The sequence below is a fragment of the Thiobacillus sp. genome, from assembly GCF_018780105.1.
Taxonomy (GTDB): Bacteria; Pseudomonadota; Gammaproteobacteria; order Burkholderiales; family Thiobacillaceae; genus Thiobacillus.
On sequence record NZ_JADMKC010000030.1, the window covers coordinates 16,045 to 30,846 of the forward strand.

Annotated in this window: 10 protein-coding genes; 7 read left to right on the top strand and 3 right to left on the bottom strand. The window is 63.4% G+C overall.

The window, feature by feature from the left end; translation table 11 throughout:
* Window positions 1–18: 18 nt before the first annotated feature.
* Both IV098_RS13225 and IV098_RS13230 read left to right on the top strand, forming a co-directional pair.
* Complete coding sequence (locus IV098_RS13225) at window positions 19–1,227, top strand: efflux RND transporter periplasmic adaptor subunit (RefSeq protein WP_296889830.1); 1,209 nt, start codon at window positions 19–21, stop codon at window positions 1,225–1,227.
* A 35-nt stretch (window positions 1,228–1,262) separates the two neighbouring features.
* Window positions 1,263–4,337 carry an efflux RND transporter permease subunit gene (locus IV098_RS13230; RefSeq protein WP_296889832.1) on the top strand — a complete coding sequence of 1,025 codons (3,075 nt, stop codon included), beginning with the start codon at window positions 1,263–1,265 and terminating at the stop codon, window positions 4,335–4,337.
* A 46-nt stretch (window positions 4,338–4,383) separates the two neighbouring features.
* Here IV098_RS13230 and IV098_RS13235 read toward each other — a convergent pair whose 3' ends face one another.
* Both IV098_RS13235 and IV098_RS13240 read right to left on the bottom strand, forming a co-directional pair.
* A complete protein-coding gene (locus IV098_RS13235) occupies window positions 4,384–4,707 on the bottom strand; it encodes a hypothetical protein (protein WP_296889834.1) in 324 nt (107 codons plus the stop codon).
* 129 nt (window positions 4,708–4,836) lie between these two features.
* A complete protein-coding gene (locus IV098_RS13240) occupies window positions 4,837–5,571 on the bottom strand; it encodes a pseudouridine synthase (RefSeq protein ID WP_296889836.1) in 735 nt (244 codons plus the stop codon).
* Window positions 5,572–5,653: 82 nt separating this feature from the next.
* Here IV098_RS13240 and IV098_RS13245 point away from each other — a divergent pair, with 82 nt between their 5' ends.
* Window positions 5,654–8,014 carry a fatty acid cis/trans isomerase gene (locus tag IV098_RS13245; RefSeq protein ID WP_296889838.1) on the top strand — a complete coding sequence of 787 codons (2,361 nt, stop codon included), beginning with the start codon at window positions 5,654–5,656 and terminating at the stop codon, window positions 8,012–8,014.
* Window positions 8,015–8,022: 8 nt separating this feature from the next.
* On the opposite strand, the gene uvrA is transcribed toward IV098_RS13245, so the two are convergent.
* Window positions 8,023–10,845, bottom strand: a complete 2,823-nt coding sequence (gene uvrA / locus IV098_RS13250; protein ID WP_296889839.1) for an excinuclease ABC subunit UvrA — start codon at window positions 10,843–10,845, stop codon at window positions 8,023–8,025.
* Window positions 10,846–10,943: 98 nt separating this feature from the next.
* Between uvrA and IV098_RS13255 the strand changes: the two genes are divergently transcribed.
* From IV098_RS13255 to IV098_RS13270, 4 genes are all read left to right on the top strand, one after another.
* On the top strand, window positions 10,944–12,314 hold the full coding sequence (locus IV098_RS13255; protein WP_296889889.1) for an MFS transporter: 1,371 nt from the start codon (window positions 10,944–10,946) through the stop codon (window positions 12,312–12,314).
* A 54-nt stretch (window positions 12,315–12,368) separates the two neighbouring features.
* Window positions 12,369–12,839 (top strand): single-stranded DNA-binding protein, encoded by a 471-nt coding sequence (ssb, locus tag IV098_RS13260; protein ID WP_296889841.1) that lies wholly within the window; start codon window positions 12,369–12,371, stop codon window positions 12,837–12,839.
* Between the two features lie 150 nt (window positions 12,840–12,989).
* Window positions 12,990–14,546, top strand: a complete 1,557-nt coding sequence (locus IV098_RS13265) for a TonB-dependent siderophore receptor (protein WP_296889891.1) — start codon at window positions 12,990–12,992, stop codon at window positions 14,544–14,546.
* On the top strand, window positions 14,543–14,788 hold the full coding sequence (locus IV098_RS13270) for a hypothetical protein (protein WP_296889844.1): 246 nt from the start codon (window positions 14,543–14,545) through the stop codon (window positions 14,786–14,788). Before IV098_RS13265 ends, IV098_RS13270 begins: the two co-directional genes overlap by 4 nt.
* Window positions 14,789–14,802 lie beyond the last annotated feature (14 nt).

Consider the following 14,802-nt stretch of genomic DNA (forward strand, 5'->3'; position numbering starts at 1 on the left):
CGAATTCAGGGTTGATCGATGTCATTCTTATCACACACCGCTGTCCTGGCCGGACGCTGGGCTGGCCTGGTGCGCACGCTGTTCGGCGCTACGACGATCAGCATCATTATGCTGGGATGTAGCGATAACGACACGCCCCGGAACGACGCGGCCAAAGCGTCCCAATCCGACGCGCGTGCCGGTCAGGCAGCGGCCGCCAAGCCGGCCTTGACGGTCGCCGCCATCACGCCGCAGTTGATCGAATGGCCGCGCGTGCTGACCAGCAACGGCAATGTCGCCGCTTGGCAGGAAGCCGTGATCAGCAGCGAAGTCAGCAATCTGCGCTTGATCGCGGTGCAGGTCAACGTGGGCGATCAGGTGAAAAAGGGCCAAGTGCTGGCACGCATTGCCAGCGACACCGTCGAGGCCGAACTGTCGCAAGCCAACGCATCCGTTGCCGAGGCCGAGGCCATGCTGAGCGAGGCGCGTGCCAACGGCGATCGTGCGAGGCAGTATCAAAAGACCGGCTTTCTCAGCGCCCAGCAGATCAACCAGTACCTGACGGCGGAGAAGACCGCGGTCGCCCGGCTCAATGCAGCACGCGCGCGCTTGCAGACCGAGCAGTTGCGGCTGGCGCAAACCGTAGTGCGCGCGCCCGACGACGGCGTGATTTCGGCGCGCACCGCGACCATCGGTTCACTTGCCCAGCCCGGGCAGGAATTGTTCCGCCTGATCCGCGGCAACCGGCTTGAATGGCGCGCCGAAGTCAGCGCCGCCGATCTGGCCAGGCTCAAGCCCGGGATGGCTGCGACCCTGACCTCCCCGGATGGCACGCAGGTGCAGGGGCGCGTGCGCATGGTTGCGCCGACCGTCGATCCGCAGACCCTGAACGGGCTGGTGTACGTTGATCTGCCGCCGACGGCGTCGGCCAATGGCTTGCGCGCCGGCATGTTCGCGCAGGGGGTGTTCGAGTTGGGACGTGCACGCGCCATGAGCTTGCCGCAATCCGCCGTGGTGCTGCGCGAGGGCTTCAGTTATGTATTCCAGTTGGCCGGCGCAGCCGGAGCAGAACAGGCCCGGGTGAGCCAGGTCAAAGTCGGCATCGGACAGCGTCGCGGAGACCAGATCGAAATCATCGGTGGCATCCAGCCGGACGCCCGGGTCGTGGCCAGCGGTGCGGGTTTCCTGGCCGATGGCGATGCGGTGCAGGTACTGGGTGCGGCGGCGGCCAGCCGCCCGCAGCAGTAGTTCAACGGTTCTCCGCCACCTGAGCAAGCTCAATCATGAACGTTTCTTCCTGGTCGATTAAAAACCCCATCCCGGCCGTGCTGCTGTTCATCATGCTGACGCTGGCCGGCCTGATGGCGTTCAAGGCCATGAAGATCCAGCAGTTCCCGGATATCGATTTGCCGACCGTGACGGTGACCGCCAGCTTGCCGGGCGCGGCGCCTGCCCAACTCGAAACCGAAGTGGCGCGCAAGATCGAGAATGCAGTCGCCACTCTGCAAGGCATCAAGCATGTCTACACCAAGGTGCAGGACGGCACCGCCACCGTCACCGTCGAATTCCGCCTCGAAAAGCCCACTCAGGAAGCGGTCGACGATGTGCGCGATGCGGTGTCGCGCATCCGTGCCGATTTGCCGGGCGACTTGCGCGATCCGGTCATCTCGAAAGCGAATCTGGCTGGCGCGCCCATCCTGACCTACACCGTGTCGTCCAGTCGCATGGACGACGAAGCGCTGTCCTGGTTCGTCGACAACACGGTCACCAAGCGCATGCTCAGCGTGCGCGGGGTGGGCGCGGTGGCGCGCGTCGGCGGCGTCAACCGCGAGGTGCGAGTTGAACTCGACCCGGCGCGCCTGCTGGCGCTGAACGCCAGTGCCGCCGACATCTCACGCCAGTTGCGGCAGATCCAGCAGGAAGCGTCGGGCGGTCGTGCCGACATGGGCGGTGCGGAACAGTCCGTGCGCACCATCGCCACGGTGGCTTCGGCTGGCGAACTGGCACGCATGGACATCGTGTTGTCGGATGGTCGCCGCGTCCAGCTCGATCAGGTGGCGACGGTGACCGACAGCGTCGCCGAACAGCGCTCGGCGGCGCTGCTCAACGGCAAGCCAGTGGTGGGATTCGAGATCGTGCGCAGCCGCGGCGCGGGCGAAGTCGAGGTGGCCGACGGCGTGCGTGCCGCGCTGGCGAAGCTCAAGGCCGAACAGCCCGACATCACGATCACCGAGGCCTTCAATTTCGTCGACCCGGTACAGGAAAACTTCGACGGCTCGATGGCGCTGCTGTTCGAAGGCGCGCTGCTTGCGGTGCTGGTGGTGTGGCTGTTTTTGCGCGACTGGCGCGCCACCCTGGTCGCCGCCACCGCGCTGCCGCTGTCGATGATCCCGGCTTTTGCCGCGATGCACATGATGGGATTCACGCTCAATGTGGTCACCCTGCTGTCGCTGTCGCTGGTGGTCGGCGTGCTGGTGGACGATGCGATCGTCGAGATCGAAAACATCATGCGCCATCTGCGCATGGGCAAAACGCCCTACCAGGCGGCGATGGAAGCAGCCGACGAAATCGGCATGGCGGTGATTGCCACCACCTTCACTCTGATCGCCGTGTTCCTGCCGACGGCCTTCATGAGCGGCGTGCCCGGCAAGTTTTTCGTGCAGTTCGGCTGGAGCGCGGCGATTGCGGTGTTTTTCTCGCTGGTGGTGGCGCGCATGCTGACGCCGATGATGGCGGCCTACCTGTTGAAACCGCCGAAAAAGGACCATTCCGAGCCGCGCTGGTTGGGGGCTTACCTGAAATGGGCGGCCTGGTGCCTGCGCCATCGCGTCGTCACCCTGCTGGCGGCAGCGGGTTTTTTCTTCGGTTCCTTTGCGCTGGTGCCCTTGTTGCCGACCGGCTTCATTCCGCCGGACGACCTGTCGCAGACCCAGGTCTATCTGTCGCTGCCGCCCGGTAGCACCTTTGCCGAAACGCTGGCCGCGGCCGAACAGGCGCGTGCCATCGTGCAAAAGAATCCGCACGTGAAACTGGTTTACACCGCAATCGGCGGCGGCGCGGCGGGTTCGGACCCGTTCATGCCGCGCGGCGCGGCCGAAGTGCGCAAGGCCACGCTCACGATCAACATGACGCCACGCGCGCAACGCGGCGGCGTCAAGAAACAGACCGTCGAGCGCGAGTTGCGCGAGGCGCTGGCAGCGCTGCCGGGCGCACGGGTCAACGTCGGATTCGGCGGCTCCAGCGAAAAATACGTGCTGGTGCTGGCGAGTGAAAATGGTCAGGCGCTGGCCGAGCACGCAAAAAAGGTCGAACGCGAGCTGCGTACGATACCCGGCATCGGCAACGTCACCACCAGCGCCAGCCTGGTGCGCCCCGAACTGGTCGTGCGCCCCGACTTTGCCAGGGCTGCTGCGCTCGGCGTCACCTCGGCCGCGATTGCCGACACCCTGCGCATCGCCACCGCAGGCGATTACGACCAGAGCCTGCCCAAGCTCAACCTGGCGCAGCGGCAAGTGCCCATCGTGGTCAAGCTGCCGCCCGGCGCCCGCCAAGACATGGCGCTGCTCGCACGGCTGACCGTGCCCGGCATCCATGGCCCGGTGATGATCGGCAACGTTGCCTCGCTCAGCCTCGACAGCGGCCCGGCCGAGATCGACCGCTACGACCGCCAGCGCAACATCAACTTCGAGATCGAACTGAACCAGCAACCGCTCGGCCTGGTGGAAAGCCAGGCCATGGCCTTGCCCAGCATTCGCAAGCTGCCGCCCGGTGTGACGCAGACCACGATCGGCGACGCCGAAGCGATGAACGAGCTGTTCGCCAGTTTTGGCCTGGCCATGATGACCGGCGTGTTGTGCATCTACATCGTGCTGGTGCTGCTGTTCAAGGGTTTCGTGCAGCCGGTCACCATTCTAGCCGCACTGGTGCTGTCGATTCCCGGCGCGTTCTTGGCGTTGTTCGTCACCCAGACCGCGCTGTCGATGCCGTCGATGATCGGGCTGGTGATGCTGATGGGCATTGCCACCAAGAACTCCATCCTGCTGATCGACTACGTCATTCTGGCGCGCCGCGACCACGGCCTGAACCGCTGGGATGCGCTGCTGGACGCCTGCCGCAAGCGGGCACGGCCGATCGTGATGACCACCATCGCGATGGGTGCGGGCATGCTGCCAATTGCGATCGGCATCGGCACCGACCCGAGCTTTCGTGCGCCGATGGCGATCGTAGTGATCGGCGGTCTGATCACTTCCACCTTCCTCAGCCTGTTGGTCATCCCGGTGGTATTCACCTATGTCGATGACCTGATCGCCTGGAGCGGACGCCTATTGCGGCGCGCACCGCAGCCTGTGCCGCAATAAAAAACGGCCAGGCATGGCCTGGCCGTTTCAGGCAGAGCGCGCTGGATTACTTCTGGACGGCTTCCTTGGTTGCGTCAGCTGCGTCCTTCACGTGCTCGGCGCCGGCAGCCGTGGCGTCGGCTGCACCGGCAACGGCTTCGGCGCCGGCCTCCTTGGCGGCTTCGCCTGCGGCTGCAGCGGCTTCACCGGTCGCATCGGCGGCTGCACCAACTGCGGTCGCGGCGGAATCCACTGCGGCGCCTGCGGCATCGGCGGCCTCGCCGGCGGCTTCTTGAGCCTGTTCAACGGCAGGCGCGGCGGCTTCTTCGGCCTTTTGACAGGCGGACAGCGCCAGTGCGGCGAAAAGAGCGAGGAACAGTTTGGATTGCATGTGGGAACTCCTTGAAGTAAATGAAAGAAAAAGGAAATGCGGGCCTGGCAATCCGCGGGGCTGATTATTAGTGGGGAAGTCCTGGAAAGACAAGCCGTTGTGGTTTTTTCGCCAATGCGTGCCAGACCACTAGAACGCTTCGTCGTCGCGCAGATAACGCCATTGCCCCAGCGGCAGCTCGCCCAGGCGGACGCGCCCGATGCGCACCCGCTTCAGGCCCACTACTTTGAGGCCGACCAGTTCGCACATGCGGCGGATCTGCCGCTTGCGGCCCTCCTTCAGGATGAAGCGCAGCTGGTCGGCGTTTTGCCAGCTCACCCGGGCCGGGCGCAGTTTCTTTCCGTCCAGCGACAGGCCGTGATTGAGTAGCGCGAATCCGCGGTCATCCAGTGGCCCCTCTACCCGCACCAGATATTCCTTCTCCACGTCCGAATCGTCGCCGATCAGCTGTTTGGCGACGCGGCCGTCCTGCGTCAGCACCAGCAGCCCGGTTGAGTCGATGTCGAGCCGGCCGGCCGGCGCCAGGCCCTTCAGGTGCTCGCGCGAAAACGCCTGTCCGGCGCGGCCGTCCTGCCACAGTGTCTCGGGGCGGATCAGTGTCACCGCAGGTTGATAACCCGGCTCGGGTTGTCCCGACACATAACCGACGGGCTTGTGGAGCAGGATGGTGACGCGTTGCTGCTGCTGTGCACTGGCTTCGCGGTCGAGCCGGATTGCGCAGTCGGGATCGACCTTGGTGCCGAGTTCGCTCACCCGGCGGCCGTCGACAAACACCAGGCCGCGTTCGATGTAGCTGTCCGCCTCGCGGCGCGAGCACAGGCCGCGTTCGGACATGAGTTTGGAGAGACGGATGGGTTCGTTCATGAACGCATTTTCGCACCAACATCTGGGCGTCGTATAAAGCCGTCTAGAATATTTGCCGAACTGATTTTATGGAGCTGATGCGATGGGCGCGTCACGTTTGCTGGCATCGATCCTGATGCTCGTGTTGCTGGCCGGATGCGCAGCCTATACGCGTCACGAACTCGATGCGCGTTTCGGTCAGCCGGATCCGGGCCGGGCTGCCCCGACTCAGGTGGCGGCCTCGGTGCCGCATTACCGGGACGATGTGAAACGTATCGTCGACAGCCGCTGCGTGGTTTGCCATGGCTGCTATGACGCGCCGTGCCAGCTGACGCTGGCGTCTCACGATGGATTACGGCGCGGCGCCAATCCGATCGAGGTGTATGGCACCCGTTTGATCGAGACCGATCCGACGCGTATCCACATCGACGCGCAGACGCCGGTCGCGTGGCGCCAGCAGGGATTTCATGCCGTGCTGAACGAACGCGATCCCACGCCCGAGGCCAATCGGGAAGCCAGCGTGATTTACCGCTTGCTGCAGCTCAAGCGCACCCATCCGCAACCGGAGGGCGGGGTGTTGCCGGCCGCTGAGTATGATTTTTCGCTCGACCGCAAACAGGTTTGCCCGACGGTTGAGAACGTGGCGAGCCTGGAAAAGGATCACCCGCAATGGGGCATGCCGTTTGGCATGCCGGGCTTGCCCGATGCCGAGTATCAAACCCTGACGCGCTGGATCGAGGCGGGTGCGCCCTACGTACCCAAGCCCGATCTTGCTGCGGCGCAGCTTGAGCGGGTGGGGCAGTGGGAAGCGTTTCTCAATGGCGAGTCGAAAAAGTCGCAGTTGATGGCACGCTACGTCTACGAGCACTGGTTCCTGGCGCATCTGTATTTCGACGATCTGCCGCCGGGCGAATATTTTGATCTGGTGCGCTCGAAAACCCCGCCCGGCCAGCCCATCCAGATCATCGCCACGCGCCGGCCGTTCGACGATCCCGGGGTCGAGCGGGTGTATTACCGCCTGCGCCGCGTAGAAGATACGCTGCTCAGCAAGACGCACATGCCCTATGCGCTCAATCCTGCGCGCATGGCCAAAATGACGGCGCTCTTCCTCGACCCCGACTATGCAGTCGAGGCCTTGCCTTCATACGAACCTGCGGTGGCCGCCAACCCCTTCATCGCCTTTCAGGCCCTGCCCACGCAGGCGCGCTATCGCTTCATGCTCGACGAAGCGCAATACACGGTGATGGGGTTCATCAAGGGCCCGGTCTGCCGTGGCCAGGTGGCGTTGAGCGTGATCAACGATTATTCCTGGGTGTTCTTTCTGGATCCGGCGCTGGGGGCGAGCGATCACGATGCGGCGTTTCTCGCGCGCGAACTCGGCAATCTGCAGTTGCCGGCGCAGCAGGGCAGCGAGATCAGTGCGCTGCTGGACTGGAAAAAATATGCTGACAGGCAGTCCAGCTATCTGCGCGCCAAGAGCGAGTTCACCAGCGCGGCATTCGACGGCAAGCGCAAGCTGACGCTGGATGCGATCTGGTCAGGCGACGGTAGCAACCGCAATGCCGCGCTGACCATCTTTCGCCACGAAGACAGCGCCTCGGTCGTGCAGGGCCTGATTGGGCCGCAACCGCAGACCGTGTGGTTGCTGGGCTATCCCCTGCTGGAGCGCATCCACTATTTGCTGGTGGCGGGCTACGACGTGTATGGCGATGTCGGACATCAGCTCGTCACCCGCCTGTACATGGATTTCCTGCGCATGGAGGCGCAGATGAACTATCTGTCATTGCTGCCTGTCGAGGCACGCGACGACGTGCGGGATGTCTGGTACCGCGGCGCCAGCGACGATATCAAGGCTTACCTCGACGGCAGCAAGGCCTGGTTCAAGCCGCAGAGCGGCATTCCCTATCAGACCACGCATCCGAATGCCGAGCTGCAGCAGATGTTGCAACAGCGGCTGAAGCCGGTGCACAACCCGCATTTCGATCTCGACGGCAAGGGGCTGGGTGAGGTGCCGCGCAAACAGCTCGCGCGCCTTGCCGGCCTGAGCGGCGCCGCACTGGCGCCGCTGCCCGAAGTGGCTTTTGTCGCGCTGCGCGGCAACGATGGTCAGGTGCATTACTACACGCTGCTGCACAACAAGGCCTATGGCAATGTTTCGCATCTTCTCGACAGCAAGGATGAGCGTTTGCCGAATGAAGACACGCTCACGCTGGTCGAGGGTTTCCTCGGGGCATACCCGAATGCATTTTTTGCCCTGAATGAAACCGATCTGCCGGGATTCGTCGACATGGTGGCCGCGCTTGAAAGCGAGGATGACTACCGGACGAAACTGATGGCACGTTATGCCATCCGTCGCACCGATGCGCGGTTCTGGCCGCACAGCGATCAATTGCTGGCGGCCTTCCGCGAACGGGTAGGGGTGGACGCGGCGCTGTTTGACTACAACCGCTTCGAGAACCGCTAAGGTAAGCGTCAGCGCTTGGCGAGCACCGGGCGCAGGTAGTGGCCGGTGTGGCTGGCCGGGTTGTCCGCCACCGTTTCCGGCGTGCCTTCCGCGAGGATCAGGCCGCCGCCCGCGCCGCCCTCTGGGCCGAGGTCGATCAGCCAGTCGGCGGTTTTGATCACATCCAGATTGTGCTCGATGACGACGACGCTGTTGCCGGCGTCGGACAGCCGCTGCAATACTTTCAACAGCAGATCGATGTCGGCGAAGTGCAGCCCGGTGGTGGGCTCGTCCAGAATGTACAGCGTGCGGCCGGTGTCGCGTTTGCTGAGTTCCAGCGCGAGCTTGACCCGCTGCGCCTCGCCGCCCGACAGCGTGGTGGCGGACTGGCCGAGGCGGATGTAGCCGAGGCCGACGTCGAGCAGGGTTTGCAGCTTGCGCCGGACCACCGGCACGACGGCGAAGAATTCGTGCGCTTGCTCGATGGTCATTTCCAGCACGTCGCGGATGGTCTTGCCCTTGTAATGGATTTCCAGGGTTTCGCGGTTGTAGCGCGCGCCGTGGCAGGTGTCGCACGGCACATAGATGTCGGGCAGGAAATGCATTTCCACCTTGATCACGCCGTCGCCCTGGCAGGCTTCGCAGCGGCCGCCCTTGACGTTGAAGCTGAAGCGGCCGGGGCCGTAGCCGCGCATACGCGCTTCCGGTACGCCGGCGAACAGTTCGCGGATCGGGGTGAACAGTCCGGTGTAGGTGGCAGGGTTGGAACGCGGGGTGCGGCCGATCGGGCTTTGATCGACGTTGATCACCTTGTCGAAAAATTCCATCCCGCGGATTTCGCCGTGCGGTGCGGGTTCGGTCGAGGAACCATACAGATGGCGCGCGACGGCGGCGTACAGCGTGTCGTTGATCAGCGTCGATTTGCCCGAGCCGGAGACGCCGGTGATGCAGACGAACAGCCCGACCGGCAGATTCAGCGTGACGTTTTTCAGGTTGTTGCCGCTGGCCTTCGTCACCACCAGTTGCCGCTCCGGGTCGGGTGCGCGGCGCTGCGCGGGCATGGCGATCGACCGGCGCCCGGACAGATACTGGCCGGTGAGCGAGTGTTCCGACAGGCGGATTTCTTCCGGCGTGCCTTCGGCCACCACTTCGCCGCCATGCACGCCCGCGCCGGGCCCCATGTCGACCACGTAATCGGCGGCGCGGATGGCGTCTTCGTCGTGCTCGACCACCAGCACCGAGTTGCCGATGTCGCGCAGGTGTTTCAGCGTGGACAGGAGGCGATCGTTGTCGCGCTGGTGCAGACCGATCGAAGGCTCGTCGAGCACGTACATCACGCCGGTGAGGCCTGAGCCGATCTGGCTGGCCAGCCGGATGCGCTGCGATTCGCCGCCCGACAGCGTGTCGGCGGAGCGGTCGAGCGACAGGTAATCCAGTCCGACATTGTTGAGGAAGCCGACGCGGGCGATGATTTCCTGGACGATCTTCTCGGCGATCTGGGCGCGGTGGCCTTCGAGCGTCAGCGCCTCGAAAAACGCCAGCGCCTGCTTCAGCGGCATCGCGCTGACTTCATAAATCGGCACGCCGCCGACCATCACGTGGCGCGCTTCCTCGCGCAGCCGCGTGCCGTGGCAAGCCGGGCAGGGCTTGTTGTTCTGGTATTTGGCGAGCTCTTCGCGCACCGCCGTCGAATCGGATTCGTGGTAGCGCCGCGCCATGTTGGCGAGCACGCCCTCGAATGGATAGCTTTTCGTAGTGAAGCCGCCGCGCGGCGCCAGCACCTGGAAGACGATGGATTCCTTGCCACTGCCGTTGAGGATGACATCGCGGATGCGATCGGGCAGTTCGTCCCATGGCGCGTCGAGGTCGAAACCGTAGTGCATCGCCAGGCTTTGCAGCAGCATGTAAAAGAACTGGTTGCGCTTGTCCCAGCCCTTGATCGCGCCCGAGGCCAGTGACAGGTGCGGAAAAGCGACCACGCGCGCAGGATCGAAAAAGCTGATCTGGCCGAGGCCGTCGCAGGTGGGGCAGGCGCCCATCGGATTGTTGAACGAGAATAGCCGCGGCTCCAGTTCGGGCAGGGCGTAGCTGCACACCGGGCAGGCGAATTTGGCGGAGAACAGGTGTTCCTTGCCGCTGTCCATCTCCATCGCCAGCGCGCGCCCGTCGGCATGGCGCAGCGCGGTCTCGAAGCTTTCGGCCAGACGCTGCTTGGCGTCGATGCGCACTTTCAGGCGGTCGACCACCACTTCGATGGTGTGCTTCTTGTTCTTGTCCAGCTTGGGCACGGCGTCGATCTCGTGCACTTTGCCGTCCACCCGTACCCGCACGAAACCCTGTGCGCGCAGCTCGGTGAACAGTTCGACGTTCTCGCCCTTGCGGCCCACCACCAGCGGCGCGAGGATCATCAGCTTGGTGTCTTCCGGCAACGCCAGCACGGCGTCAACCATCTGCGACACCGTCTGCGCGGCCAGCGTGATGCCGTGTTCCGGACAGCGCGGATCGCCGACGCGGGCATACAGCAGGCGCAGGTAATCGTGGATTTCGGTCACCGTGCCGACGGTCGAGCGCGGATTGTGGCTGGTGGCCTTCTGCTCGATGGAAATCGCGGGCGATAGGCCTTCGATCAGATCGACGTCGGGCTTTTCCATCAGCTGCAAAAACTGCCGCGCGTAGGCCGACAGCGATTCGACGTAGCGCCGCTGGCCTTCGGCATACAGCGTGTCGAACGCCAGCGAGGATTTGCCCGATCCCGACAGGCCCGTGATCACCACCAGCTTGTTGCGCGGCAGGTCGAGGTTGATGTTCTTCAGGTTGTGGGTGCGGGCGCCGCGGATGCGGATGGTTTCCATATTGGGGACGGAGGACGTAATTCGCGACCTGCTAATATAACGGACTTCCGTTGCCCACCGAATTCTCCGCTGTGTCCGAACTCGAACTCTCCGAATCCATGACCCGCAGCGAAAAGCGGGCTGCATCCGGGCTGGCCGCCATTTTCGGTCTGCGGATGCTCGGCATGTTCCTGATCCTGCCGGTGTTCGCGCTGTATGCCGAGCATCTGCCCGGCGGCGACAACCATACCCTGGTCGGACTCGCGCTGGGCATGTATGGCCTCACCCAGGCCATCCTGATGATTCCGTTCGGCATGGCGTCCGACCGCATCGGGCGCAAAAAAGTCATTATTTTCGGCTTGATTCTATTTGCGCTCGGTAGTTTCCTGGCGGCTACCGCCACCGACATCTACTGGACCATCGCCGGCCGTGCCTTGCAGGGCGCGGGTGCGGTTTCCGCCGCCGTCAGCGCGATGCTGGCCGACCTCACCCGCGAAGAGCACCGCACCAAAGCCATGGCGATGATCGGATCGACCATTGGCGTCGCGTTCGCCGTGTCGATGGTCGCCGGCCCCGCGCTCGCGCATGTGATCGGCGTTCCGGGCATTTTTGCGCTCACCGGGGTGCTCGCGCTGGCAGCGATCTGGGTGGTGAAAGTATGGGTGCCCGATCCCGCATCCAGCCACTTTCATGCCGACGCGCAGGCCAACCCGGCCAATTTGATCGACGTGCTGAAAAACAGCCAGCTGGTGCGGCTCGATTTCGGCATCTTTGCGCTGCATGCCGCGCAAATGGCGATGTTCGTCGTGGTGCCGGTGGCGCTGAAAGACACCGGGCTGACGGTCGAGCATCACTGGATGGTGTACTTGCCGGTGCTGCTGGGTTCGCTCGTGCTGATCGTTCCCGCCATCATCTATGGCGAAAAGCGTGGCCGCATGAAGCCGGTTTTTGTCAGCGCGGTGGCCTTGATGCTGCTGGCGCAAGTCGGGCTGGCACTGGGTATTGGCCATTTCTGGAGCATTGTCGCCGCGCTGTTCGTCTATTTTGTCGCGTTCAACCTGCTCGAAGCGAGCCTGCCTTCGCTGATCTCCAAGCTGGCGCCGGTGTCCGCCAAGGGCACGGCGATGGGGGTCTACAACACCGCGCAAGCTTTGGGGCTGTTTTTCGGAGGCGTGGTTGGCGGCTGGCTGGCGCAGCACCATGGCTTTCAGGCCGTGTTCATCTTCTGCGTGGTGCTGATGGCGGGATGGCTGCTGGCCAGCCTGTCGATGCAGGCGCCGCCCGCGATCAAAACCCGCATGTTTCGCGTCGGCGTGATGCCGCCCGATCAGGCTGCGCTGCTGAAAATGCGGCTGGTCGGGGTGGCCGGTGTGGTCGAGGCGGTGGTGCTGGGCGAAGAAGGCGTGGCCATGCTGAAAGTCAGCATCAAGGGCTGGGACGAAGACGGCGCGCGCAGCGTGCTGGCAGGCCGCTTGCCTGAAGCTGCCTGATAGAATCCACATCCGGAAACCGCTCAATCTATTCAATTTCAAACGGGGAAAAACATGGCATCCGTCAATAAAGTCATTCTGGTCGGCAACCTGGGGCGTGATCCCGACATGCGATATTTGCCGAGCGGCGATGCTGTCGCCAATCTGGCGCTGGCCACCACCGATAAATTCAAGGACAAAAGCGGCGAGATGAAGGAAGCCACCGAGTGGCATCGCATCAGCTTCTTTGGCCGTCAGGCCGAAATCTGCGGCCAGTATCTGAAGAAAGGCAGCCAGATTTACGTCGAAGGCTCGCTGCGCACCCGTAAATACACCGACAAGGATGGCGTCGAAAAATACGCCACCGAAATCCGCGGCGACCGCATGCAGATGCTTGGCAGCAAGGGCGGTGGCGGCATGGCGGACATGGACGACGGCGGTTACACGCAGCAGGCCGCACCGAAACCCGCGCCGCGTCCCAGCGCCCCGCCTGCGCGCCCGGCATCGAGCGGTTTCGACGATATGGAAGACGATATTCCGTTCTGATCCAGCATTCGCCGGTTCCGGCACATAAAAATAATCAGGGAGTAGCCGGTGGGAATAAGGAGACGATGGCTTGGGCCTGCCGGGCTTGTCCTGTGCACATCGACCCAAGCCGCGGCCTTGAGCGAGGCGGATTTTCTGGCCGATCTTCCCGTGGTCTTGTCGCCATCGCGTCTGAGCCAGTCACTCGCAGACGCACCCTCTGCGGTTACGGTCATCGATCGGGAGATGATTCGGGCCGCAGGCATAACCCACGTGCTCGACGTATTCCGGCTGGTGCCGGGGTTTTCGGTCGCACATCAGGATGGGCTGGTGGGGACGCTGAGCTATCACGGCCTGGGCGATGGCTATGCCCGCCGCTTTCAGGTGCTGATCGACGGGCGCTCGGTCTACAGCCCCGACTTTGGCCAGGTTTACTGGCGCAATCTGCCGCTTTCGCTGGAAGACATCGACCGTGTTGAAGTCATACGTGGGCCGGCAGCAGCCAGCTATGGCGCGAATGCTTTCCTGGGGGTGATCAATTTCCTGACCCGTGCGGACGTCGGCGGTACTCGCCCGGGCGTCAAGGTTGGGGTGGGCGAGGGCGGTTATCGGGAACTCAGCGCACGGATAGGCGGAGTGACCGAATCCGGACAATGGCGTATTTCGGTTTCGCAACGCTCTGACGACTACTACGAATCCATACCGGACGACGTTCGGGATCGCTTTGTCGATGGGCGGGGAGACTGGCGCATCAGCAATATGGATACCCTGACATTGATGGGTGGCGTTGCCCATACCCAGCTGGACGAGGATGCGGCCGCCGGACAGGTTTTTCCGGTCAATCTGCACTCGGCCTATGGGCAGGCCATCTGGCAGCGGGTCTATGAGGATGGCGCGGAAACCCGCCTGTTCTACAACTTCACGCAGCAGACCTACGGCGACACTCTTGATCTGGGTGGATTTCCTCCACCGCTGGATCTCGGGTTCTCGACCCGGCGGCAGAATCTCATTGCAGCCTGGAACTTTGCCCTGGCCCCCGCCGCGCGTGTCGCGCTGGGAGCGGAATATCGCATGGACGAAGTGCAGTCGCAGTTTTATTACAACCAGCCGGAATCGATCGAGGAGCGCTCCTGGCGCGTATACGGTAACGGCGAGTTCCGCCTGGCGCCGCAATGGCTGGTGAATGCCGGCGCCATGCTGGAGTCGACCCAAGCCGGGCAACAGGAGTTTTCTCCCCGACTCACCTTGCATTATCAGCCGCGCGCCACCCAGTCATTCCGAATCGGCTACAACCTGGGTTACCGGGTGCCAACGTATTACGAATTGTCCGGCCAGATCGTTGCGGATTTTGGTTATGGCCCCGATACCTTGCTGATCCTGCCTGACGATCTTCAATCAGAGCGCATCGTTTCGCGCGAGATCGGCTGGTGGCAGGCCTGGCCCGATGCGGGGCTGACGCTCGACATGCGGGCCTTTTACGATCGTTATACCGATCTGATCGATTTCGCCGAAGTGTCTTATATCGATGGGCAGGACGATCTGGCCTACCAGTTTTTCAACGCGGGCGATGCCACGGTGAGAGGCCTTGAGTTTGAGATTGAGTGGAAGCCCGCCCAACGTACGCGTCTCCGCTTTGCGCCGGCCTGGGCACGCATTAAAGCCGACAACCCGGACTGGAATGATTCCGCACCGTCATCTCGTTCAACCTGCTGGCGGAGCATGGCTTGAGTCAGGCGTGGTGGGTAAGCGGTTTGTGGAACAAAAGCGGTCCGTATACCTGGCTGGGGGCGGGGGGCCAGATCGAAGGGACCAATTTGCTTGACCTGAGACTCGCCTGGCGCGGCAAGACCTCGGATGTCCCGCTTGAAGTGGCGCTCATCGGCCGTCGTCTGCTGGGCGGCGGTGCGGAGTTTGACCCAGCACGCGAAACGGAATCGCAGGCCTTGGTGCAATTCCGGGCAGGATTTTGAGCCAGCGCGGCTGA

Bases quoted from the DNA above. Each gene is read 5' to 3' on its own strand.
- IV098_RS13225 (WP_296889830.1), top strand. From the start codon at position 19: ATGTCATTCTTATCACACACCGCTGTCCTGGCCGGACGCTGGGCTGGC.
- IV098_RS13230 (WP_296889832.1), top strand. From the start codon at position 1,263: ATGAACGTTTCTTCCTGGTCGATTAAAAACCCCATCCCGGCCGTGCTG.
- IV098_RS13235 (WP_296889834.1), bottom strand. From the start codon at position 4,707: ATGCAATCCAAACTGTTCCTCGCTCTTTTCGCCGCACTGGCGCTGTCC.
- IV098_RS13240 (WP_296889836.1), bottom strand. From the start codon at position 5,571: ATGAACGAACCCATCCGTCTCTCCAAACTCATGTCCGAACGCGGCCTG.
- IV098_RS13245 (WP_296889838.1), top strand. From the start codon at position 5,654: ATGGGCGCGTCACGTTTGCTGGCATCGATCCTGATGCTCGTGTTGCTG.
- uvrA (WP_296889839.1), bottom strand. From the start codon at position 10,845: ATGGAAACCATCCGCATCCGCGGCGCCCGCACCCACAACCTGAAGAAC.
- IV098_RS13255 (WP_296889889.1), top strand. From the start codon at position 10,944: ATGACCCGCAGCGAAAAGCGGGCTGCATCCGGGCTGGCCGCCATTTTC.
- ssb (WP_296889841.1), top strand. From the start codon at position 12,369: ATGGCATCCGTCAATAAAGTCATTCTGGTCGGCAACCTGGGGCGTGAT.